18 protein-coding genes are annotated in these 21,748 nt (G+C 71.6%); 10 read left to right on the plus strand and 8 right to left on the minus strand.

Annotated features, from left to right (window positions below):
- Window position 1: 1 nt before the first annotated feature.
- Both IO29_RS19090 and IO29_RS19095 read left to right on the plus strand, forming a co-directional pair.
- Window positions 2-979, plus strand: a complete 978-nt coding sequence (locus IO29_RS19090) for an alpha-ketoacid dehydrogenase subunit beta (protein ID WP_030376882.1) — start codon at window positions 2-4, stop codon at window positions 977-979.
- A gap of 10 nt (window positions 980-989) precedes the next feature.
- A complete protein-coding gene (locus IO29_RS19095; protein ID WP_030376881.1) occupies window positions 990-2,465 on the plus strand; it encodes a dihydrolipoamide acetyltransferase family protein in 1,476 nt (491 codons plus the stop codon).
- A 109-nt stretch (window positions 2,466-2,574) separates the two neighbouring features.
- Here IO29_RS19095 and IO29_RS19100 read toward each other — a convergent pair whose 3' ends face one another.
- The gene (locus IO29_RS19100) at window positions 2,575-3,498 is read right to left on the minus strand and encodes a D-alanyl-D-alanine carboxypeptidase family protein (RefSeq protein ID WP_234307332.1); all 924 of its coding nucleotides are present in this window, start codon (window positions 3,496-3,498) and stop codon (window positions 2,575-2,577) included.
- 229 nt (window positions 3,499-3,727) lie between these two features.
- Between IO29_RS19100 and IO29_RS19105 the strand changes: the two genes are divergently transcribed.
- Both IO29_RS19105 and IO29_RS19110 read left to right on the plus strand, forming a co-directional pair.
- Window positions 3,728-4,432: a GntR family transcriptional regulator gene (locus IO29_RS19105; RefSeq protein ID WP_051707386.1), complete on the plus strand. Its 705-nt coding sequence runs from the start codon at window positions 3,728-3,730 to the stop codon at window positions 4,430-4,432.
- On the plus strand, window positions 4,429-5,742 hold the full coding sequence (locus tag IO29_RS19110) for an MFS transporter (RefSeq protein WP_030376878.1): 1,314 nt from the start codon (window positions 4,429-4,431) through the stop codon (window positions 5,740-5,742). Before IO29_RS19105 ends, IO29_RS19110 begins: the two co-directional genes overlap by 4 nt.
- A gap of 88 nt (window positions 5,743-5,830) precedes the next feature.
- Here the strand turns inward: IO29_RS19110 and IO29_RS19115 are convergent, their stop codons facing one another.
- Window positions 5,831-6,655: a maleylpyruvate isomerase family mycothiol-dependent enzyme gene (locus IO29_RS19115; protein WP_030376877.1), complete on the minus strand. Its 825-nt coding sequence runs from the start codon at window positions 6,653-6,655 to the stop codon at window positions 5,831-5,833.
- A 229-nt stretch (window positions 6,656-6,884) separates the two neighbouring features.
- Here IO29_RS19115 and IO29_RS19120 point away from each other — a divergent pair, with 229 nt between their 5' ends.
- Window positions 6,885-7,679 carry a carbon-nitrogen family hydrolase gene (locus IO29_RS19120; RefSeq protein WP_030376876.1) on the plus strand — a complete coding sequence of 265 codons (795 nt, stop codon included), beginning with the start codon at window positions 6,885-6,887 and terminating at the stop codon, window positions 7,677-7,679.
- A 33-nt stretch (window positions 7,680-7,712) separates the two neighbouring features.
- Here the strand turns inward: IO29_RS19120 and IO29_RS19125 are convergent, their stop codons facing one another.
- Window positions 7,713-8,210 (minus strand): LURP-one-related/scramblase family protein, encoded by a 498-nt coding sequence (locus tag IO29_RS19125; protein ID WP_030376875.1) that lies wholly within the window; start codon window positions 8,208-8,210, stop codon window positions 7,713-7,715.
- Window positions 8,211-8,339: 129 nt separating this feature from the next.
- Here IO29_RS19125 and IO29_RS19130 point away from each other — a divergent pair, with 129 nt between their 5' ends.
- Window positions 8,340-10,169: a thioredoxin-like domain-containing protein gene (locus IO29_RS19130; RefSeq protein ID WP_030376874.1), complete on the plus strand. Its 1,830-nt coding sequence runs from the start codon at window positions 8,340-8,342 to the stop codon at window positions 10,167-10,169.
- Between the two features lie 55 nt (window positions 10,170-10,224).
- On the opposite strand, the gene IO29_RS19135 is transcribed toward IO29_RS19130, so the two are convergent.
- From IO29_RS19135 to IO29_RS19145, 3 genes are all read right to left on the minus strand, one after another.
- The gene (locus tag IO29_RS19135; RefSeq protein ID WP_030376873.1) at window positions 10,225-10,482 is read right to left on the minus strand and encodes a DUF6458 family protein; all 258 of its coding nucleotides are present in this window, start codon (window positions 10,480-10,482) and stop codon (window positions 10,225-10,227) included.
- 181 nt (window positions 10,483-10,663) lie between these two features.
- Window positions 10,664-11,986 carry a M18 family aminopeptidase gene (locus tag IO29_RS19140; protein ID WP_030376872.1) on the minus strand — a complete coding sequence of 441 codons (1,323 nt, stop codon included), beginning with the start codon at window positions 11,984-11,986 and terminating at the stop codon, window positions 10,664-10,666.
- Between the two features lie 160 nt (window positions 11,987-12,146).
- Window positions 12,147-13,973: an acyl-CoA dehydrogenase gene (locus IO29_RS19145; protein ID WP_030376871.1), complete on the minus strand. Its 1,827-nt coding sequence runs from the start codon at window positions 13,971-13,973 to the stop codon at window positions 12,147-12,149.
- 195 nt (window positions 13,974-14,168) lie between these two features.
- On the opposite strand from IO29_RS19145, the gene IO29_RS19150 reads away from it, so the two are divergent.
- The 3 genes from IO29_RS19150 (at window position 14,169) to IO29_RS19160 (ending at window position 17,045) form a co-directional block, all read left to right on the plus strand.
- Entirely contained in the window at window positions 14,169-14,666 is a 498-nt protein-coding gene (locus tag IO29_RS19150; RefSeq protein WP_030376870.1) for an SseB family protein, read from the plus strand.
- A 247-nt stretch (window positions 14,667-14,913) separates the two neighbouring features.
- On the plus strand, window positions 14,914-15,894 hold the full coding sequence (locus tag IO29_RS19155) for a pirin family protein (protein WP_030376869.1): 981 nt from the start codon (window positions 14,914-14,916) through the stop codon (window positions 15,892-15,894).
- 125 nt (window positions 15,895-16,019) lie between these two features.
- A complete protein-coding gene (locus IO29_RS19160) occupies window positions 16,020-17,045 on the plus strand; it encodes an AI-2E family transporter (protein WP_030376868.1) in 1,026 nt (341 codons plus the stop codon).
- Window positions 17,046-17,063: 18 nt separating this feature from the next.
- Here the strand turns inward: IO29_RS19160 and IO29_RS19165 are convergent, their stop codons facing one another.
- Complete coding sequence (locus IO29_RS19165) at window positions 17,064-19,199, minus strand: SpoIIE family protein phosphatase (protein WP_030376867.1); 2,136 nt, start codon at window positions 19,197-19,199, stop codon at window positions 17,064-17,066.
- A 201-nt stretch (window positions 19,200-19,400) separates the two neighbouring features.
- On the opposite strand from IO29_RS19165, the gene aspS reads away from it, so the two are divergent.
- Window positions 19,401-21,164: an aspartate--tRNA ligase gene (aspS, locus tag IO29_RS19170; RefSeq protein ID WP_030376866.1), complete on the plus strand. Its 1,764-nt coding sequence runs from the start codon at window positions 19,401-19,403 to the stop codon at window positions 21,162-21,164.
- Window positions 21,165-21,299: 135 nt separating this feature from the next.
- On the opposite strand, the gene IO29_RS19175 is transcribed toward aspS, so the two are convergent.
- Window positions 21,300-21,614: an SH3 domain-containing protein gene (locus tag IO29_RS19175; protein WP_234307331.1), complete on the minus strand. Its 315-nt coding sequence runs from the start codon at window positions 21,612-21,614 to the stop codon at window positions 21,300-21,302.
- Window positions 21,615-21,748: the final 134 nt, after the last annotated feature.

Consider the following 21,748-nt stretch of genomic DNA (forward strand, 5'->3'; position numbering starts at 1 on the left):
GATGACCGAGAAGATGGCGATCGCCAAGGCGATCAACGAGTCGCTGCGCAAGGCCCTGGAGGCCGACCCGAAGGTCCTCGTCATGGGCGAGGACGTGGGCAAGCTCGGCGGCGTCTTCCGCGTCACCGACGGGCTTCAGAAGGACTTCGGCGAGGAGCGGGTCATCGACACCCCGCTCGCCGAGTCCGGCATCGTCGGCACCGCGATCGGCCTCGCCCTGCGCGGCTACCGCCCGGTGGTGGAGATCCAGTTCGACGGCTTCGTCTTCCCCGCGTACGACCAGATCGTCACGCAGCTCGCGAAGATGCACGCCCGCTCGCTCGGCAAGGTCAAGCTGCCGGTCGTCGTCCGCATCCCCTACGGCGGCGGCATCGGCGCGGTCGAACACCACTCGGAGTCCCCCGAGGCGCTGTTCGCGCACGTGGCGGGCCTGAAGGTGGTCTCCCCCTCGAACGCCTCGGACGCCTACTGGATGATGCAGCAGGCCATCCAGAGCGACGACCCGGTGATCTTCTTCGAGCCCAAGCGGCGCTACTGGGACAAGGGCGAGGTCAACACCGAGGCGATCCCCGGCCCCCTGCACAAGGCCCGGGTCGCCCGCGAGGGCACCGACCTGACGCTCGTGGCGTACGGCCCGATGGTCAAGCTCTGCCTGGAGGTGGCCGACGCCGCCGCGGAGGAGGGCAGGTCCCTGGAGGTCCTGGACCTGCGGTCGATCTCCCCGCTCGACTTCGACTCCGTGCAGGCCTCGGTCGAGAAGACCCGCCGCCTGGTCGTGGTCCACGAGGCGCCGGTCTTCCTCGGCTCGGGCGCGGAGATCGCCGCCCGCATCACCGAGCGGTGCTTCTACCACCTGGAGGCCCCGGTGCTCAGGGTCGGCGGCTACCACGCCCCCTACCCGCCGGCCCGCCTGGAGGAGTCCTACCTCCCGGACCTGGACCGGGTGCTCGACGCCGTCGACCGCTCGCTGGCGTACTGAGGAGAGGGTCGTGACGACGATGACTGACGCGTCCGTACGCGAGTTCAAGATGCCGGACGTCGGCGAGGGGCTCACCGAGGCCGAGATCCTCAAGTGGTACGTCCAGCCCGGCGACACGGTCAGCGACGGCCAGGTGGTGTGCGAGGTCGAGACGGCCAAGGCCGCCGTCGAACTGCCGATCCCCTACGACGGAGTGGTGCGCGCGCTGCACTTCGCCGAGGGCACCACCGTCGACGTGGGCACGCCGATCATCGCGGTGGCGGTGGCCGGTGCCGCCGCCGAGGCACCCGTCCAGGAGGCGCCCGCGGCGGCCGGGGAGCCGTCCGCCGAGGCACCGGAGGGCAAGGGCCGCACGCCGGTCCTGGTGGGCTACGGCGTCGCCGAGTCCGCCACCCGCCGCCGCCCCCGCAAGCCGCAGTCCGGGCAGCAGCCGGCCGCCCCGGCACAGGAGGTGCCGGCCGTCCCCGCCCCGGCGGCGGAACCGGCGGCCGAACCGGCACCGGCACCGGCACCGGCACCGGAACCGGAGCGGCCGGAATCCGGGCTGAACGGGCACGGCGGACCGCGCCCGCTGGCCAAGCCGCCGGTGCGCAAGCTCGCCAAGGACCTGGGCGTGGACCTGACGGCGGTGACACCCTCGGGCCCCGACGGCATCATCACCCGCGACGACGTGCACAAGGCGGCGGCCCCGTCCCCCACCGAGGCGCCGACGCGGGCCCCGGCCGCGCGGGCGGCCGTTCCCCAGGCCGCGCCCCCCGCCGTCTCGTACGACGCCGCGCGGGAGACCCGCGTCCCGGTCAAGGGCGTCCGCAAGGCGACGGCCGCGGCGATGGTCGGCTCCGCGTTCACGGCCCCGCACGTCACGGAGTTCGTGACGGTGGACGTGACGCGCACGATGAAGCTGGTCGAGGAGCTCAAGCGGTCCCCCGAGGAGTACGGACTGCAAGGGCTGCGGGTCAACCCGCTGCTGCTGATCGCCAAGGCCCTGCTGGTCGCCATCCGGCGCCACCCGGAGATCAACGCCTCCTGGGACGAGGCCAACCAGGAGATCGTGGTCAAGCACTACGTCAACCTGGGCATCGCCGCCGCCACCCCGCGGGGCCTGATCGTGCCGAACATCAAGGACGCGCACGCCCGGACGCTGCCGGAACTGGCCGCGTCCCTCGGCGAACTGGTCGCCACGGCCCGCGAGGGGAAGACGTCCCCGGCGGCCATGCAGGGCGGCACGGTGACGATCACCAACGTCGGCGTCTTCGGCGTCGACACCGGTACGCCGCTGCTCAACCCCGGCGAGTCCGCGATCCTGGCGGTCGGCGCGATCAAGCTCCAGCCGTGGGTCCACAAGGGCAAGGTGAAGCCGCGCCAGGTCACCACCCTGGCCCTGAGCTTCGACCACCGCCTGGTCGACGGCGAACTGGGCTCCAAGGTCCTGGCCGACGTGGCCGCGGTCCTGGAACGCCCGAAGCGGCTGATCACCTGGGGATGACCGGCCGTACGCGGCGACGACCGCGGAAGGGGCCCGCCGGCGATGCCGACGGGCCCCTTCCCGGTGTCCGGGCCGTCCCGGGGGTTCCGGGTCCGGCCGGGTGCCGCTGTCAGACGGCGAAGCCGTAGTTCAGCAGCTTCTTCGCGTCGGCGGTGCGGTTGGCGACCGAGGTGGAGGCCAGGACCGTGCCGATGACCGTCTTGCCGTTCCGGGTCGCGGCGAAGACCAGGCAGTACTTGGCCTCCGGGCCCGAGCCCGTCTTGACGCCGATGGCGCCGCTGTAGCCGCTGAGCAGCGGGTTGGTGTTGCTCCAGTTCATGTAGCGGTAGCCACCGCTCTTGGTGGTCACCTTCTGCTTGGTGGACTTGGTCTTGACCACCGAGCGGAAGGTGGAGTTCTTGAGCGCGCTGCTCGCGAGCTTGGTCAGGTCGCGCGGCGTGGAGTAGTTGCTGCCGTTGCCGATGCCGTCGAACGAGTCGAAGTGGGTGTTGGTCAGCCCGAGGCTCTTCGCGGTCTTGTTCATCTTGGAGATGAACGACTTCACGCGCGCCGAACGGGACGAGCCGGAGCCGAACTTGTCGGCGAGCGCGTAGGCCGCGTCACAGCCCGAGGGCAGCATCAGCCCGTACAGGAGCTGACGGACGGTCACCTTGTCGCCGACGATCAGATGGGCGGAGGAGGCGTTGTTGCGGACGATGTAGTCGCTGTACGCCTTCTGGATCGTGACCTTGGAATTCAGGTTCAGATTGGACTGGGCCAGCACCACCTTCGCCGTCATGATCTTGGTGGTGGAGCCGGTCGACAGCTTCGTGTCGGCCTTCTTGGTGTACAGGGACTTGCCGGTGCCGTTGTTCATCACGAACCCGCCCTTGGCGGTGATCGAAGGCTTGGTGACGGCCTGCGCGGGAGCCGCGGTGAGGGCCCCGGTGGCCAGCACGGCGCCGGTGGTGACCACGGCGGCGGTGACCCTGCGGAGCCGAGCGCCCCTAATGGCGGTAATCAACGTGAACGCTCCGATTGCGTCGTCTTGCATCGCTGTGCGCCGCATGCTCTGCGCCTGCACCGTGATGCGGTGAAATGCCCCTGGAGGGCGGCGAGATGAAAAAGCCGCCACTTCGTCAGACGAGTAAGTAGCACAGAAGGATGCACCGTTGCCGGGATGTGTGTCACACCGGGGTCGGGTGGTGCGCAGGCGCGGCCGGCGCCCGTCCACACTCTGGACGCGGCGCGGTATGCGTACGTGTTGTATCTATGCTGTGCGCATGCCTTCGCCGTCCGCCGCCACCGTCCCCGACAAGCCACCCGCGCGGCACCCCGCCGCACCGTCCGCCAAGCGGCCGCCGGCCGCCGACCGCGTGTACGCGCACGTCAAGAAGGGTGTCCTGGAGCGCCGCTACGAGGGCGGGACGCTGCTGACCGAGGGAGGCCTGGCCGAGGAGGTCGGGGTCTCGCGCACCCCCGTGCGCGAGGCACTGCTCCGGTTGGAGGCCGAGGGCCTGCTGCGGCTCTACCCGAAGAAGGGCGCCCTCGTCCTGCCCGTCTCCGCCCAGGAGATCGCGGACGTCGTCGAGACCCGGCAGCTCGTCGAGGCGCACGCGGCCCGCAAGGCCGTGCCCGCGCCGCCCGTGCTGCTCGCCCGGCTCGAGGAACTGCTCGCCCGGCAGCGCGAGCAGGTCGCCGCCGGTGAACTGGCCGAGGCCGCGGTCACCGACCGCTGCTTCCACGCCGAGATCGTGCGCAGCGGCGGCAACGAGATCCTCTCCCGCCTCTACGACCAGCTCCGCGACCGGCAGCTGCGCATGGGCGTCGCCGTGATGCACGCCCACCCCGACCGGGTCACCAAGACGCTCACCGAGCACGGGCAGATCCTCGACGCGCTGCGCGCCGGGGACGCCGACCGGGTCGTCGGCCTGCTGCACGGCCACGTCAGCTGGTTCTCCCACCTGGCCCGGGGTGAGGTCCGATGAGCACCGCCTCCGGCAGCTCGCTCCGCCTGCCCGGCGATCCGCCCGGCGGCCGGCGGGCGATGGCCGTCTGGTCGATCGGCGTCTCCGTCTACTTCGTCGCCGTCATCTTCCGTACCTCCCTCGGCGTCGCCGGCCTGGACGCGGCGGACCGCTTCCATGTGAACGCCTCCGCGCTGTCCACCTTCTCGATCCTTCAGCTGCTGGTCTACGCGGGCATGCAGATACCCGTCGGCCTGCTGGTCGACCGGCTCGGCACCAAGAAGGTGCTGACGATCGGCGTGGTGCTGTTCACCGCGGGCCAGCTCGGCTTCGCGTTCTCCCCGTCCTACGGCACCGCGCTCGCCTCCCGGGCGCTGCTGGGCTGCGGCGACGCGCTGACTTTCATCAGCGTGCTGCGGCTCGGCACCCGCTGGTTCCCGGCCCGGCGCGGGCCGCTGGTCGCCCAGATGGCGGGGCTTGCCGGCATGGCGGGCAACCTGGTCTCCACACTCGTCATCGCCCGGCTGCTGCACGGGATCGGCTGGACGGCGGCCTTCGCGGGCAGCGCGCTGGCCGGCGTCGTCGTCCTCGTCCTGCTGGTCCTCTTCCTCAAGGACCACCCCGAGGGCTTCGAGCCGGAGCCCGTCCCGCACCAGGGCGCCGCCTATGTGCGCCGGCAGATCGCCGCCTCCTGGCGGGAGCCCGGCACCCGGCTCGGCATGTGGGTGCACTTCACCACGCAGTTCCCGGCGATGGTGTTCCTGCTGCTGTGGGGGCTGCCGTTCCTCGTCGAGGCGCAGGGTCTGTCCCGCGCGACGGCCGGTGAGCTGCTGACCCTGGTGGTGCTGTCCAACATGGGCTTCGGACTGGTGTACGGGCAGCTCGTGGCCCGGCGGAACGCGGCCCGGCTGCCGCTGGCGCTCGGCACGGTGGGCGCGACGGCCCTGCTGTGGGCGGCCACGCTGCTGTACCCGGGCGACCGGGCGCCGATGTGGCTGCTGCTCGTGCTCTGCGTGGTGCTGGGCGCGTGCGGACCGGCGTCGATGATCGGCTTCGACTTCGCCCGGCCCGCCAACCCGGCCGAACGTCAGGGCACGGCCTCCGGGATCACCAACATGGGCGGTTTCGTCGCCTCGATGACGACACTGTTCGCGATCGGCGTGCTGCTGGACGCGACCGGCGACGACTACACGGTGGCGTTCTCCGCGGTCTTCGTCCTCCAGGCGCTCGGCATCAGCCAGATCCTGCGGCTGCGCGGCCGCGTGGCGGTCCGCGAACGGGAGCGGCTGGTGGCCAGCCGGGTGGAGACGGTGCACGTTCCGGCAGTGTGAGGGGTGCCGCGCCCCGGCCGGGGCGCGGGCCCGTCCCCTACGGCGTCACCGGGCTGGCCGTCCCCTACGGCGTCACCGGCCCCGTCCCCTACGGCGTCACCGCGAACGCCCGAAGGATCGCCGCCGCCAGTTCCGCGTCGCCCTCCGCCTTGATGCGGTCGGCGACCGCGTCCGCCGTGACCCGGCCGCAGGCCAGCCGTACGTACGTCTCCCAGTCCAGCGTCAGGCTCACCACCGGGCCCAGCGAGGGCGCCCCGTCTATCGACCCGCGCCCCTCCTCGTCCACCCGGACCGTGCGCAGGAACTCCACCGGGCCGTGCACGTCGACGACGACCGCCGAGCCGGGCGGCAGCCCCGCGTCCTTGGCGACGACCTTCGGCAGCGCGGCGAGCAGCAGGTCCCGGGCGACGTGGGCGCCGGGGGAGTCCAGGTTGCCGGGGCGGCCGAGGGCGGCGCGCAGGTCCTGCTCGTGCACCCACACGTCGAACGCCCGGTTCCGCATGGCCTCCTCCAGCGTCGGGTCGCTGCCGAGGGGGCCGCGCACCCGGGTGCCGGGCTCCCGCGTCTCGTTCCGGAGCTGGCGGTTGCGGCGGATGATCGTGTACTCCAGCTCGGAGGTCATCTCCGGGCCCGTGTGGTGCCGGCGGACGTCGACCTGCATCTCCATGTACCGCTGCTGCTCATTGGTGACGTGGAACAGGTCGCGCGGCAGGGTGTGGATCGGCCGGGGGTCGCCGAGCATCTCGCACTCCATCCCGATGACGTGCGAGACGACATCGCGGACCGACCAGGCCGGGCACGGGGTCCGCCGGTTCCACTCGCCCTCCACGAGCGGCTGCACCAGCTCGGATATCGCGTCGATCGAGTGGGTCCAGGCGTCGGCGTAGGGCTGGAGGGTGGGATGCAGACTCACGGAACGGGACCCCTCGGGCGGTCGGTGCGCGGGCAGTTGTGGCGGCGGCGGTCGCCGACGGCGTTGTCGGTGGACGGAATGCTGCTGCGGTGGCCCCCAGCGTCGTGTCAACGTCTGTCAGCGGGTGTCCAGGGACGTTAAGTTACGCTGCTGTGGGGCACCCCGGCAGTGCTTTCGTGTGACGATCGTAGGCCCGGACGGACGGGTCGAATGCCAGGACGGTGGTAGTGTGCGCGCCTCTCTGATCCAGATCGGTGTAGACGAGGGCGAATCGGTCGAATCGCGCCGTGTCCGCGTCGCCACCCTCGTACGGGAACAGACGGGCGCCGATCTGGTCGTCCTGCCGGAGCTGTGGACCACCGGGGCCTTCGCCTACGAGGCGTTCGCCGCCGAGGCGGAACCGCTGCGCGGCCCGACGTACGAGGCGATGGCCCGGGCGGCGCGCGAGGCGGGCGTCTGGCTGCACGCGGGCTCGGTCCCCGAGCGCGGCCCCGAGGGGCGGCTGTACAACACCTCACTCGTCCTCTCCCCCTCCGGCGAGCTCGCCGCCGCCTACCGCAAGATCCACCGATTCGGCTTCGACAAGGGCGAGGCCGTGCTGATGGGAGCGGGCGACGAACTGGTGACCGTGGCGCTGCCGGAGACCACGATCGGCGTGGCCACCTGCTACGACCTGCGGTTCCCCGAGCTGTTCCGCGGGCTCGTGCACGCCGGCGCCGAGACGCTGGTGATCCCGGCGGGCTGGCCGGAACGCCGCCGCTCCCACTGGACGCTGCTCGCCCGGGCCCGCGCCGTGGAGAACCAGTCCTTCGTCCTCGCGTGTGGAACGGCCGGGACGCATGCCGGGGTTCCGCAGGCGGGTCACTCGATCGTGGTGGATCCGTGGGGCGAGGTCCTGGCGGAGGCCGGACCGGACGAGGAGATCCTCACGGTGGAGTTCGACCCGGCGAAGGCGGCGAAGACGCGGGATGAGTTCCCGGCACTGAAGGACCGCGTCCTGGGCCTGACCCCGCCGGCCCGGTAGCCCCCTCCCGCGCGCGGAGAAGTCGGGAGGGCCTCAGTCCTCCCCCTCCCGCTCCTTCTCCGCGAGATGGATCACGCACACCGCCACCGCGATCAGCAGCGCCGGATCCGCGTCCTCGCGGACGACGTCCACGCCGTACGTCTCCCGCAGGTGCAGCCACCGCCGCGAGATCACCGCCAGCAGCTCCCCGTCGTACTCGACGGCGAACTCCCGGTCGAGGATCTTGCCGCTGACGTCCAGCTCGCTCCCGTCGGCCAGCGCCACGCGGTAGTGGTTGCGCAGCAGCGACAGCCGCTTGCGGCGGATGGTGGCGAGTGGTTCGCCGGCCCGTTCGATCACCATCGTGTCGCGCAGCGCGAACATCTTCTGGTGGATGTCGATGAGGACGGTGCCGTGGGTGTCCTTCAGCTCGAAGGTGTCCCGCAGCCGCATCGCCTTGCCGTCGACGAGGAACGCCTTGGCGCCGTGCTCGTCCTCGATCCAGTAGTCGTCACCGATGCCGAGAAGCCGGTCGCGTACGAGGAATCTCATGCTCTACGGCTTCCCCGGCGCCCCGCCCCGGAACGCCGCCAGTGGGCGGACGGGCCGGGTACGCCCGGGGTCATCCGGGGTTATCCACAGGCTCCGGGGCTTTCCGCGCGGTCGTGCCACCCTTGACGCATGAGTGAGAGCACATCCCGGCGCGTCCGGGTCCGGGCCCCCGAGCTGGTCGGCAAGGGCGGCTGGCTGAACACGGGCGACACCCAGTACACCCTCGCCGACCTGCGGGGACGCATCGTCGTTCTGGATTTCTGGACCTTCTGCTGCATCAACTGCCTGCACGTCCTGGACGAGCTGCGGGAGCTGGAGGAGAAGCACCGGGACACGGTGGTGATCATCGGGGTGCACTCGCCGAAGTTCGTGCACGAGGCGGAGCACCAGGCGGTGGTGGACGCCGTGGAGCGGTACGGGGTGGAGCACCCGGTGCTCGACGACCCCGAGCTGGCCACGTGGAAGCAGTACGCGGTGCGGGCCTGGCCCACGCTGGTGGTGATCGACCCCGAGGGGTACGTCGTCGCCCAGCACGCCGGCGAGGGGCACGCGCACGCGATAGCGAAGCTGGTGGAGGAGCTGGAGGCCGAGCACGCGGCCAAGGGCACCCTGCGCCGGGGCGACGGTCCGTACGTGGCGCCGGAGCCGGAGCCCACCACGCTCCGCTTCCCCGGCAAGGCGCTGCTGCTGCCGTCCGGGAATTTCCTGGTCAGCGACACCACCCGGCACCAGCTGGTGGAGCTGGCGGCGGACGGCGAGGGCGTGGTGCGGCGCATCGGCGCCGGCGTGCGCGGCTTCGCGGACGGCCCGGCCGACGCGGCGGCGTTCAGCGAGCCGCAGGGCCTGGCGCTGCTGGCGGACGGCGCGGTGGTCGTCGCCGACACCGTCAACCACGCGCTGCGCCGCCTGGACGTGGCCACCGGCGAGGTGACGACGCTCGCGGGCACCGGCCGGCAGTGGTGGCAGGGCTCGCCCACCTCGGGCCCGGCGCGCGAGGTGGACCTGTCCTCGCCGTGGGACGTGGCCGTGTTCGGCGGCCGGGTGTGGATCGCGATGGCGGGTGTGCACCAGCTGTGGACGTACGACCCACAGGCGGGCACGGTCGGGGTCGCGGCGGGCACGACCAACGAGGGGCTGGTGGACGGGCCCGGTGCCGAGGCGTGGTTCGCCCAGCCCTCCGGCCTCGCGGCGACGGAGGAGCGGCTGTGGCTCGCCGACGCCGAGGCCTCCGCGCTGCGCTGGGTCGATGCCGAGGGCGCGGTCCACACGGCGGTCGGCACCGGTCTGTTCGACTTCGGCCACCGGGACGGGGCGGCGGACCAGGCCCTGCTCCAGCATCCGCTGGGGGTGACGGCGCTGCCGGACGGCTCGGTGGCGGTCAGCGACACCTACAACCACGCGCTGCGCCGCTACGACCCGGCGACCGGCGAGGTCACCACGCTCGCCACGGATCTGCGCGAGCCCAGCGACGCGGTGGTCGTTGGCGAGGACATCGTGGTCGTGGAGTCGGCCCGGCACCGGCTGACCCGGCTGCGGCTGCCCGAGGAGGCGGTCCGGGTGGACGCGGTGGCGCACCGCACCCAGCGGGCGGCGACGGAGGTGGCGTCCGGCGCGCTGCGCCTCGACGTGATCTTCCAGGCGCCGGCCGGCCAGAAGCTGGACACGCGCTACGGCCCGTCGACCAGGCTGCTGGTCTCCTCGACGCCGCCCGAGCTGCTGCGGGCGGGCGAGGGCGCGGGCACGGAGCTGGCCCGCACGCTGGAGCTGGACCCCTCCATACCCGAGGGCGTGCTGCACGTCTCGGCGATGGCCGCGTCCTGCGACGACGATTCCGCGAACGAGTACCCGGCGTGCCACGTCCACCAGCAGGACTGGGGCGTTCCGGTGCGCGTCACCGAGGGCGGCGCGGACCGGCTGCCGCTGGTGCTGGCGGGGATGGACACCGCCGGGACCGGCTGAGCGCCGCGAGCGGCGCACGCGGCGGGTGCGGCGGGCACGGGGGGCCCGGCGGCCGTCAGACCCCGTACCCGTCGCTGTAGCCGTCGCCGGTGTGATGGTGGTGGTGCCGTTCCTCCTCGACGACCGTCGTCGTGGGCGGCACCATGACGCGGCGGCGCCTGGCGATGCTGCTGAACGTGGTGACCCCGATCAGTCCGACGATCATGAAGATGAGTCCGACGAGGTCGAGGTTGACACCGTTCATGTGCCAGTCGGTCGCGAACGTGAGTATGGCCCCCACGGCGATGAGGATGATGCATCCGCCCAGGCCCATGAGATTGCCCTCCCTGTCGTGCCGGAATCTCCGGCCCCGTTCGGGTACCCCCGGGGCGCACCGGCATGCGGAACCCCGGCTCCCGCCCGCCGCGAGGGGGCGGAAACGGGAGCCGGTGGAGGGGTTCTGACGGGGCGTGGGGACGGGGCCTCGGGCCGGGCCCTGGGCCGGGCGCGGCGGCTCAGTCCTCCAGAAACGCCGTCAGGGCGCTTGCCAGCAGGTAGGGGTCGGCGGCGGCGCACAGTTCGCGGGCGCTGTGCATGGAGAGGATGGCGACGCCGATGTCCACGGTCCGGATGCCGTGGCGGGCGGCCGTGATGGGGCCGATGGTCGTGCCGCACGGCATGGAGTTGTTCGAGACGAAGGACTGGAAGGGGACGCCGGCCTTCTCGCAGGCCGCCGCGAACACGGCCCGGCCCGAACCGTCGGTGGCGTAGCGGTTGTTGGCGTTGACCTTGAGGATCGGCCCGCCGCCGGCCCGGGGGTGGTGCGTGGGGTCGTGCCGCTCGGCGTAGTTGGGGTGGACGGCGTGGCCGACGTCGGAGGAGAGGCAGATCGTCGCGGCCAGGGCGCGCGCCCGGTCCTCGTAGGAGCCGCCCCGGGCGAGCACGGAGCGCTCCAGGACGGAGCCGAGCAGCGGTCCGTCGGCGCCGGTGTCGGACTGGGAGCCGGTCTCCTCGTGGTCGAAGGCGGCGAGGACGGGAATGGAGGTGAGGTTCTCCGGGGAGGCCGCGGCGGCGGTCAGCGCGGCGACGCCCGCGTGCACGGAGAGGAGGTTGTCCAGGCGGGGGGAGGCGAGCAGTTCGCGGTCGCGGCCGAGGTAGGCGGGCGGTTCCACGGGATGCGTCATCAGGTCCCAGCCGGTGACCTCGCCGGCGGAGAGCTCCAGCTCGTGCTCCAGGAAGGCGATCAGGTCGCCGTCGCGCACGTCGGTGCCGAGCCCCCACACGGGCTGGAGGTGGCGCTGCTTGTCGAGCTGGAGGCCGTCGGAGCTGACGGAACGGTCCAGGTGGATGGCGAGCTGGGGGACGCGCAGCAGCGGCCGGTCGACGTCGACGAGGCGGGTGGAGCCGTCCCGCAGGAAGACGCGTCCGGCGAGTCCCAGGTCGCGGTCGAGCCAGGAGTTCATCAGCGGGCCGCCGTAGATCTCGACGGCGATCTGCCGCCAGCCGTGCGCGCCGCTGTCGGGGAGCGGCTTGACCCGCAGGTTGGGGGAGTCGGTGTGGGCGCCGAGGATGCGGAAGGGGGTGTGGGGGGTGGCACCCTCGGGCACGTACCAGGCGATCAGCGCGCCGCCGCGCAGCACGTAACGGCCGCCGGTGCCGGCGGGGGACGCCGCCGGGGTCTCCGCGTCCCAGGCGTCCGTCTCGGCGACCTGCCGGAATCCGGCCTTCTCCAGCCGCTCGGCGGCGCTCGCCACCGCGTGGTACGGCGACGGGCTCGCCGTCACGAAGGACATCAGGTCGTCGGTGTGGCCGCGGTCGAAGCTGGGGGATGTGCGCATGGGTTCACCTTAACGACGGCGAAGGGCCCGCTCCCGGGGATCGGGAGCGGGCCCTGGTGAGGACGGTGTGGAGGTCGGACAGGCCGGGCCGTGCGGACCCCGGACGGACCGGGGCGAAGTTACCCGCGTAGCGCGGTCGCCGCCTGCTGCGGACGGTCCGTCAGAAAGCGGACTCGTCCAGCTCCATGAGGTCCAGGTCGACGCCGGAGGCCAGCTTGCGGGCCAGGGTCACACCGGGCAGCACGTTGGCGGCGAAGAACTTCGCTGCCGCGATCTTGCCCTGGTAGAAGGCCCGGTCCCTGGCGGAGGCGGTCTCCAGCTTCTCGACGGCGACCGCGGCCCCCTTGAGCAGCAGATGGCCGACGATCACGTCGCCGGAGGCGAGCAGCAGGCGGGTGGTGTTGAGGCCCACCTTGTAGATGTTCCTGGTGTCCTGCTCGGTGGCGGCGAGGTCGGTGAGCATCAGGCCGACGACCGACTCCAGCTCGACGGCGGCCTTGGCCAGGTGCTCGCGGGCGCCCGCCAGCTCCTCGCCGCCGGTGCCCAGTTCCAGGAACTTCTTGATGTCCCCGGCGAGCGAGTTCAGCGCCGCGCCCTGGTTGCGGACGATCTTCCGGAAGAAGAAGTCCTGGCCCTGGATCGCGGTGGTGCCCTCGTACAGGGTGTCGATCTTGGCGTCGCGGATGTACTGCTCGATCGGGTACTCCTGGAGGAACCCGGAGCCGCCGAAGGTCTGGAGCGACTGGGCGAGCTGCTCGTAGCCCTTCTCGGAGCCGTAGCCCTTGACGATCGGCAGGAGCAGGTCGTTCAGGGCGTGCTCGGCGGTGGCGTCCTCGCCCTCGGCCTCCTTGACGGCGATCGCGTCCTGCACGGAGGCGGTGTACATGACCAGCGCGCGCATGCCCTCCGCGTACGCCTTCTGCGTCATGAGCGAGCGGCGGACGTCGGGGTGGTGGGTGATGGTGACCTTGGGCGCGGTCTTGTCCATGAAGTTGGCCAGGTCCGGGCCCTGCACGCGCTCCTTGGCGTACTCCAGCGCGTTGAGGTAGCCGGTGGAGAGCGTGGAGATCGCCTTCGTGCCGACCATCATGCGGGCGAACTCGATGATGCGGAACATCTGGCGGATGCCGTCGTGCTTGTCGCCGATCAGCCAGCCCTTGGCGGGGTGGCGGTCGCCGAAGGTCATCTCGCAGGTGTTGGACGCCTTCAGGCCCATCTTGTGCTCGACGTTGGTGGCGTAGACGCCGTTGCGCTCGCCCAGCTCGCCGGTCTCGAAGTCGAACAGGTACTTCGGGACGAGGAAGAGGGAGAGGCCCTTGGTGCCGGGGCCGGCGCCCTCGGGGCGGGCGAGGACGTAGTGGAGGATGTTCTCCTCCATGTCGTGCTCACCGGAGGTGATGAACCGCTTCACGCCCTCGATGTGCCAGGAGCCGTCCTCCTGCTGGACCGCCCGGGTGCGGCCGGCGCCCACGTCCGAGCCGGCGTCCGGCTCGGTGAGGACCATGGTGGAGCCCCACTGCTTGTCGACGGCGATCTTGGCGAGCTTCTTCTGCTGCTCGGTGCCCTCCTCGAAGAGGATGCGGGCGAAGGCGGGACCGGAGGAGTACATCCAGATCGCCGGGTTGGCGCCGAGGATCAGCTCCGCGTAGGCCCAGATCAGGGACGGCGGGGCGGTGGTGCCGCCGATCTCCTCGGGCAGGCCGAGCCGCCAGTACTCGGAGTCCATGAAGGCGCGGTAGCTCTTCTTGAACGACTCGGGCAGGGGCGCGGTGTTGGTCTCCGGGTCGAAGACCGGGGGGTTGCGGTCGGCGTCGGCGAAGGACTCGGCGAGCTCGTTCTCCGCGAGGCGGGTCAGCTCCTCGAGGATGCTGCGGGCGGTGTCGGCGTCCATCTCCGCGAACGGGCCGGTCCCGTACAGCTTGTCGCGGCCGAGCACCTCGAAGAGGTTGAACTCGATGTCGCGGAGATTCGGCTTGTAGTGGCCCATGGCGACGGCTCCGTTGCGGGATCGGCGAGGTGCGGACTCCTCGCGGTTGCTTCACGTACCAATAAGTAGCTCCGATGATGCTACCCGTCGGTAATAAGAAGCAACCCCCGAACCCGTGGTGTGGCCGACCCCTCTCCGCCCGTTCCTGTCCGTTCCCCGGTTCGCGGGGCGGGGGCGCCCATTACGCTGTGGGGCATGTACGGCTACCAGAACACCGGTGCGCAGCAGTACGCCTCGCCGCAGGACATCCCGGGACCGATGCCGGGGGGCCAGATGTCCGGCGGTCAGATGCCCGGCGGCTACGGCCAGACGCCGCCGCTGTACCCCGAGCCGTCGCCGCCCTCGCTCGCCGAGGCGGTCCGCGCGTTCACCACCGGCCAGGTGACCGCCGAGGACTTCCAGCAGATCTTCGCCACGTCCAAGGTGTACTGCCCGCGCGGCGACAACCCCGGCTTCCTCGCGCTGCACAACACCCAGCAGCCCGTGATCCCGATGTTCACCTCGCTCAAGGAGCTGCGGCGGTACGCGGGCAAGGAGTCCAAGTACTTCGTGATCACCGGCGCCGAGGTGATCGACCTGCTGCCGACCGGGTACGGCTTCGTCCTCGACATGGAGGGCGAGCACCGGATGGTGTTCGACGCGAAGTCGGTCGAGCAGATGGTCGAGTTCGCGATGCGGCGGATGTATGGCTAGACGCCATTGCCGCGCAGACGGCTAGACGCCATTGCCGCCCAGACGGCTGGACGCCATTGCCGCGCGGACGGCTGGACACCATTGCCGCGCGGGCGGCTGGGCGGTCTCGACGCCGTCACCGCGCGGGCGGCCGGCGGATCGCCCCGAGAACACGGAGCCCGGAGGGAATGCCCTCCGGGCTTTCCGCGTTCCGGGTGGCAGGAAGTTCAACGTTCAACTAGACTTCGAGCACAAGGAGGTACCGACCATGCCAGCAGTGACCGTCGAGAACCCGCTCACCCTTCCGCGGGTGGGCGCACCGGCCGACGCGGTGGCCCGCCCCGTGCTCGCCGTGACGACCGCGCCCAGCGGCTTCGAAGGGGAGGGCTTCCCGGTCCGCCGCGCGTTCGCCGGGATCAACTACCGCCATCTCGACCCGTTCATCATGATGGACCAGATGGGTGAGGTGGACTACGCACCGGGCGAGCCGAAGGGCACGCCCTGGCACCCCCACCGCGGCTTCGAGACCGTCACCTACATCATCGACGGCACCTTCGACCACCAGGACAGCCACGGCGGTGGCGGCACCATCACCAACGGCGACACCCAGTGGATGACGGCCGGCTCCGGCCTCCTGCACATCGAGGCGCCGCCGGAGTCCCTGGTCGTCTCGGGCGGTCTCTTCCACGGCATCCAACTGTGGGTCAACCTCCCGGCCGCCGACAAGATGATGGCCCCGCGCTACCAGGACATCCGTGGCGGCCAGGTGCGGTTGCTCACCACCCCCGACGGCGGCGCGCTGCTCCGCGTCATCGCCGGTGAGCTGGACGGGCACGAGGGCCCCGGCGCCACCCACACCCCGATCACCCTCGTCCACGCCACGGTCGCGCCGGGCGCCGAGGTCACCCTGCCCTGGCGGGAGGAGTTCAACGGACTGGCGTACGTCCTGGCCGGACGCGGCAGCGTCGGCACCGACCGGCGTCCGGTGCACGTCGGGCAGACCGCGGTCTTCGGCGCGGGTTCCGCGCTGACCGTCCGCGCCGACGAGCGGCAGGACTCGAACACCCCCGACCTGGAGGTCCTGCTCCTCGGCGGCCGTCCGATCCGGGAGCCGATGGCGCACTACGGGCCGTTCGTCATGAACACCCGCGAGGAGCTCCAGCAGGCGTTCGAGGACTTCCAGAAGGGCCGCCTGGGCACGGTCCCGGCGGTCCACGGGATGACCGAGCAGGGCCCGGCCGGGGAGTAGCGGGCACGCGGGAGTGAGGGAGGGGGCGGTTCCGGCGGAACCGCCCCCTCCCTCGTGTTTCCCCCCGGTCACCCGGGCGGGTGTCCGGGCGGGCAGGGCCGTCGGCCGCGTGATCGGCTGGGGGCGTGCAGGTGCTCCCGGACTCCGTGCGACGGCTCGCCGCCTGGTGCGTCGTGGCGCTGCTCGTCGCCGGGGTCGGCTGGGTGGTGGTGGAGCTGTGCGCGGTGTTCCGCCCGGCCGTCGTCCCCGTGCTGCTCGCCCTGCTGGGCGCGGCACTGCTCGCGCCGCTGCACCGGCGGCTGGTCAAGGTGGGCGTGCACCGGTCGCTGTCCGCCTTCGTGACCTGCGTCGCCGTCGTCGCCGTGGTGGGCGGCGCGCTCTACATCGTCGTCTCCGCGCTGATCGACAACGGCGCCCAGATCATCGACTCCGTCCGCAAGGCCGCGCAGGACGTCGCCGGGCACTTCGGGTCGTCCGGGGCCTCCGTGGACTCGCTCGCCGACGAGGCGCGCAAGCTGCTCGGCAGGTTCAGCGGCAGCGCGGTCTCCAGCGTCGTCACCGGGGTCAGCTACGTCGGCGAGACCATCGCCACGGCCATCCTCGCGCTGCTGCTCGTCTTCTTCTTCCTGCGCGACGCCGACCGCGCCGTACGGGGGCTGCGCGCGCTCTCCCCGTACGACAGCGCCGACACCGTGGAGGCGGTGGCACGGCGGGCCTTCGTCGCGGTGGAGGGGTTCATGCGGGGGACCACGATCATCGCGCTGATCGACGCGGCCCTCATCACCGCCGGGCTCCTCGGACTGCGGGTGCCGGGCGCGGTGGGCCTGGGCGCGCTGGTGTTCGTGGGCGCGTACATCCCGTATCTGGGGGCGTTCCTCTCCGGCGCGGTGGCGGTGCTCGTGGCCTTCGCCGACCGGGGGTTCGCGGTGGCGGTGTGGGCGCTCGGGGTGATCGTCGCCGTGCAGCTCATCGAGGGGCATGTGCTCCAGCCGGTGATCCAGAGCCGTACGGTGCGGATGCACCCGGCGGTGGTCCTGGTGGCCCTCGCCGCCGGCGCGTCGGTGGCCGGCATCCTCGGCATGCTCCTGGCGGTCCCGCTCACGGCAGCGGCGTTCGGCGCGGCACACGAGGTACGGGAGAGACAGGAGTAGGTACGGCGGTCGGTCCGGCTACGCCGGATCCGGCCGCTCCCGCAACTCGAACCAGATCGTCTTCCCCTCCCCCCGCGGATCGACCCCCCACCCGTCCGCGAGGAACTCCATCAGCACCAGCCCCCGCCCGGAGGACGCCAGCTCCCCCGGGTCCCGCTTGTGCGGCAGGTCATCGCTCACGTCGGTGACCTCGACGCGCACTGTGCGGCCGTCGGCCCGGCCCCGGCCGGCGACCTCGGCGACCAGCAGCGCGTCCGCGTCCGTGTGCACGAGCACGTTCGTCAGCATCTCGGAGAGCAGCAGCACCGCCGAGTCGACCTGGTCCGCCGAGGCCCAGTCGTGCAGCAGCTCGCGCAGCTGCTGCCGGGCCCCGGCGATCCGCTCCGGCTCGGTCTGGGCGACGGCCAGCACCGCCCGCCGCACCGTCGGCCGCGAGCCGTCCGCGCCGCCCGTGTCGTGGCAGCCGCAGCCCGGGCCCAGCCGGCACAGCAGCAGGACCGCGATGTCGTCCTCGCGCCGGTCGGCCAGCGGGCCGGTGGCGTGGTGGGAGGAGGGCCCGTGCACGCCCTGCACCAGCGCGTCGGCCAGCTCCTCCATGTCGCCGTCGTGCTCCTCCAGGATGCGGCGGATGCGCCGCCACCCCGTGTCCAGGTCGTGTCCGCCGGTCTCGATCAGGCCGTCCGTGCAGATCAGCATGGTCTCGCCGGGCTCCAGGACCAGCCGGGTGGTCGGGTAGTCGGCGTCCGGGTCGATGCCGAGCGGCAGCCCGCCCGAGGTCGGCCGCAGCAGTACCGTGCGGTCGGCCATGCGGATCGCGGGGTCCGGGTGGCCGGCCCGGGCGATCTCCAGCATCCCGGTCGCCGGGTCCACCTCGACGTACAGACAGGTCGCGAAGCGCAGGTCGGAGCCGTCGTCGCCGTACGTCATGCCGTGCAGGAACCGCGAGGCGCGGGTGAGGACGGCGTCGGGGCGGTGGCCCTCGGAGGCGTAGGCGCGCAGTGCGATGCGGAGCTGGCCCATGAGCCCCGCCGCCCGTACGTCGTGGCCCTGGACGTCGCCCATGACCAGCGCGAACCGGCCCCCGCCGCCGGGCAGCGGGATCATGTCGTACCAGTCGCCGCCGACCTGGAGCCCGCCGCCGGTCGGCACATAGCGGGCGGCGATCTTCATGCCGGGGATCTGCGGGCCGAGCCGGGGGAGCATCGAGCGCTGAAGCCCCTCCGTCAGCTCCCGCTCCGACTCGGCGACCTCCGCGCGGGACAGCGCCTGGGCGAGCATCCGGGCCACCGTGGTGAGCACCGAGCGCTCGTCGGGGGTGAAGGTGACGGGGTAGGTGAACCCCGCCATCCAGGTGCCCATCGTCCTGCCCGCGACGGTGAGCGGCAGGAACGCCCAGGACTGGCGGTTGAAGTGGGCGGCGAGCGGCCAGGAGGCGGGGTAGCGGGCCTTGTACTCGGCGGGCGAGGAGAGATAGACGGCGCGGCCGGTGCGCACCACCTCGGTGGCCGGGTAGTCGGTGGCGAGCGGCATGTCGACGAAGGGGCTCTCGTCGCCCGGGGACTGCCCGTGGTGGCCGACGACGGTGAGGTGGTCGCCCTGCACGCCGAAGACGGCCTGCCCGTCCGGGGTGAAGCCGGGCATCGACAGCCCCGCCGCCACCCGCAGCACCTCCTGGGTGGAGCGGGCCTCGGCGAGCGCGCGCCCGGCGTCCAGCAGGAACGCCTCGCGCGAGCGGCGCCAGTCGCCGGTGACGGAGGTGCGCACGACGGCGCCCGGCCCGGGTTCGGTGACCTCCTGCATGGTGCCGACCAGGCGGTACTCGCCGGTGGCCGGGTCCAGGGAGGGACGGGAGCGGCTGCGGACGACGCGCAGGACCCTGCCGTGCTCGTCCATGACCCTCAGCCGCATCTCGGCGATGGTGCCCTCGCTGAGGGCGAGCTGGACGACGGCGTCCACCTCGCTCCAGTCCACCGGGTGGAAGCGCGCCCGCATCCCGGCCTCGCCGAGCATGGTCGGCTCCGCGGGCAGCCCGACCAGCCGCGCGGCCTCGGCGTCCAGGATGACGAGGCGCTCGTCCTCGTCCCAGCGCCACAGCCCGGTGGCGAGGGAGGCCAGGACCTCCCCCACGGCGGGCAGGGGCTCACCAGTGCGCATTGTCCCACTGTAGGAACGAGTGATCGGACGCTGCCACCGCTGCCGGGCCCGTGCTCCCGCGCGGGAATGGGGGAGAGCGGGCTTCGGGTGCCCGGTACGCTGGGGGTGTTTCACGTGAAACATGCACCGTGCGCCCACGGCGAAGACCGAGGGGCAGGGACGCGTCACAGACCCCGATCCGCGAAGGCTGGATGAACGACGATGCATCGGTACAGGTCCCACACCTGCGGCGAGCTCCGCGCCTCTGACGTCGGCTCCGACGTCCGGCTGAGTGGCTGGCTGCACAATCGGCGCGACCTGGGCGGCATCCTCTTCATCGATCTGCGCGATCACTACGGCATCACCCAGCTGGTGGCCCGCCCCGGCACCCCCGCCTACGAGACCCTGGACAAGCTGTCCAAGGAGTCCACCGTCCGGGTCGACGGCAAGGTCGTCTCGCGCGGCACCGAGAACGTCAACACCGACCTGCCGACCGGCGAGGTCGAGGTCGAGGTGGGCGAGGTCGAGCTGCTCGGCGCCGCCGCCCCGCTGCCGTTCACGATCAACACCGAGGACGGGGTCAACGAGGAGCGGCGTCTGGAGTACCGCTTCCTCGACCTGCGGCGCGAGCGCATGCACCGCAACATCCTGCTGCGCACGTCGGTCATCTCCGCCATCCGGCACAAGATGGCCGCGATGAACTTCAACGAGATGGCGACGCCGATCCTCACCGCCACCTCCCCCGAGGGCGCCCGCGACTTCGTCGTGCCCTCCCGCCTCAACCCGGGCAAGTTCTACGCCCTGCCCCAGGCGCCGCAGCAGTTCAAGCAGCTGCTGATGATCTCCGGCTTCGACCGCTACTTCCAGATCGCGCCCTGCTTCCGCGACGAGGACGCCCGCGCGGACCGTTCGCCGGGCGAGTTCTACCAGCTCGACGTGGAGATGAGCTTCGTCGAGCAGGAGGACGTCTTCCAGCCCATCGAGAAGCTGATGACGGACCTCTTCGAGGAGTTCGGCGGCGGCCGGCACGTCACCTCGCCGTTCCCGCGCATCCCGTTCCGCGAGGCGATGGCGAAGTACGGCTCGGACAAGCCGGACCTGCGGGCCAAGCTGGAGCTGGTCGACCTCACCGACGTCTTCGCGGGCTCGGAGTTCAAGGCGTTCGCCGGCAAGCACGTGCGCGCGCTGCCCGTGCCGGACGTCGCCGCCCAGCCCCGCAGGTTCTTCGACCAGCTCGGCGAGTACGCGGTCGAGCAGGGCGCGAAGGGCCTGGCCTGGGTGCGCGTCGCCGAGGACGGCTCGCTGACCGGCCCGATCGCCAAGTTCCTCACCGAGGAGAACGTCGCCGAGCTGACCAAGCGGCTGTCGCTGGCCGCCGGACACGCGGTGTTCTTCGGCGCGGGCGAGTACGACGAGGTCTCCAAGATCATGGGCGCGGTGCGGGTCGAGGCCGCCAAGCGCGCCGGGCAGTTCGAGGAGAACGTCTTCCGGTTCTGCTGGATCGTCGACTTCCCGATGTACGAGAAGGACGAGGAGACCGGGAAGATCGACTTCTCGCACAACCCGTTCTCGATGCCGCAGGGCGGCATGGACGCCCTGGAGAACCAGGACCCGCTGGACATCCTCGCCTGGCAGTACGACATCGTCTGCAACGGCGTCGAGCTGTCCTCCGGCGCGATCCGGAACCACGAGCCGGACATCATGCTCAAGGCGTTCGAGATCGCCGGCTACGACCACGAGACGGTGGAGCGCGAGTTCGCGGGGATGCTGCGCGCGCTGCGCTTCGGCGCCCCGCCGCACGGTGGCATCGCCCCGGGCGTGGACCGCATCGTCATGCTGCTCGCCGACGAGCCGAACATCCGCGAGACCATCGCCTTCCCGCTCAACGGCAACGCCCAGGACCTGATGATGGGCGCGCCGACGGAGCTGGAGGAGGCCCGGCTGCGGGAACTGCATCTGACGGTGCGCAAGCCGCAGCCCAAGTAATTCCGCGGCGTGCTGCGGTAACGCGCAATTCCGCTTTTCCTCCGCGCGGGAAACCGCGCGGAGGCGCACGCGGCGAAGGGGCGGTCCGGCCGGACCGCCCCTTCTTCATGCCCGTTCCGTTTCCCTGCCGCGGCGTCAGAAGCCGCAGTACACCCCGCTGCCGTAGTCGCTCAGCAGGTCGTCGCGGACCCAGCCGTACACACCCGTGCTGTCGTTGCGCAGGTACGTCCAGGTGTAGTCGCCCGCGATGGTGAAGCAGTGGTAGTCCAGCCGCTGCGTGTTGTAGGCGATCCCGTTGATCGCACAACCGGTGCTGGAGCCGCTGCGCTCGTTGGCCCCGTCGGCCGTCTTGTTCCAGGCACTGCCGTCCTTGTCGGAGACCGTCTTGCCGCAGGACGCGGCGGCCGATGCCGGCGTGGTGGCCAGAGCGATCGGCAGGCTCGCGGCCACGGCCACGAGGGTCGGCAGAACGACTGCGAATCGACGCTTCATTGTTCCCCCATCGTCGTTTTTCTTCTGTCGTTTCCTCTGTTGTTTCTTCTGTCCTTGTTGCAGCCGTTACGATTCGACACCGAACGTGCTGA

It is taken from the genome of Streptomyces sp. NRRL F-6676 (assembly GCF_000725625.1).
Taxonomy (GTDB): Bacteria; Actinomycetota; Actinomycetes; order Streptomycetales; family Streptomycetaceae; genus Streptomyces.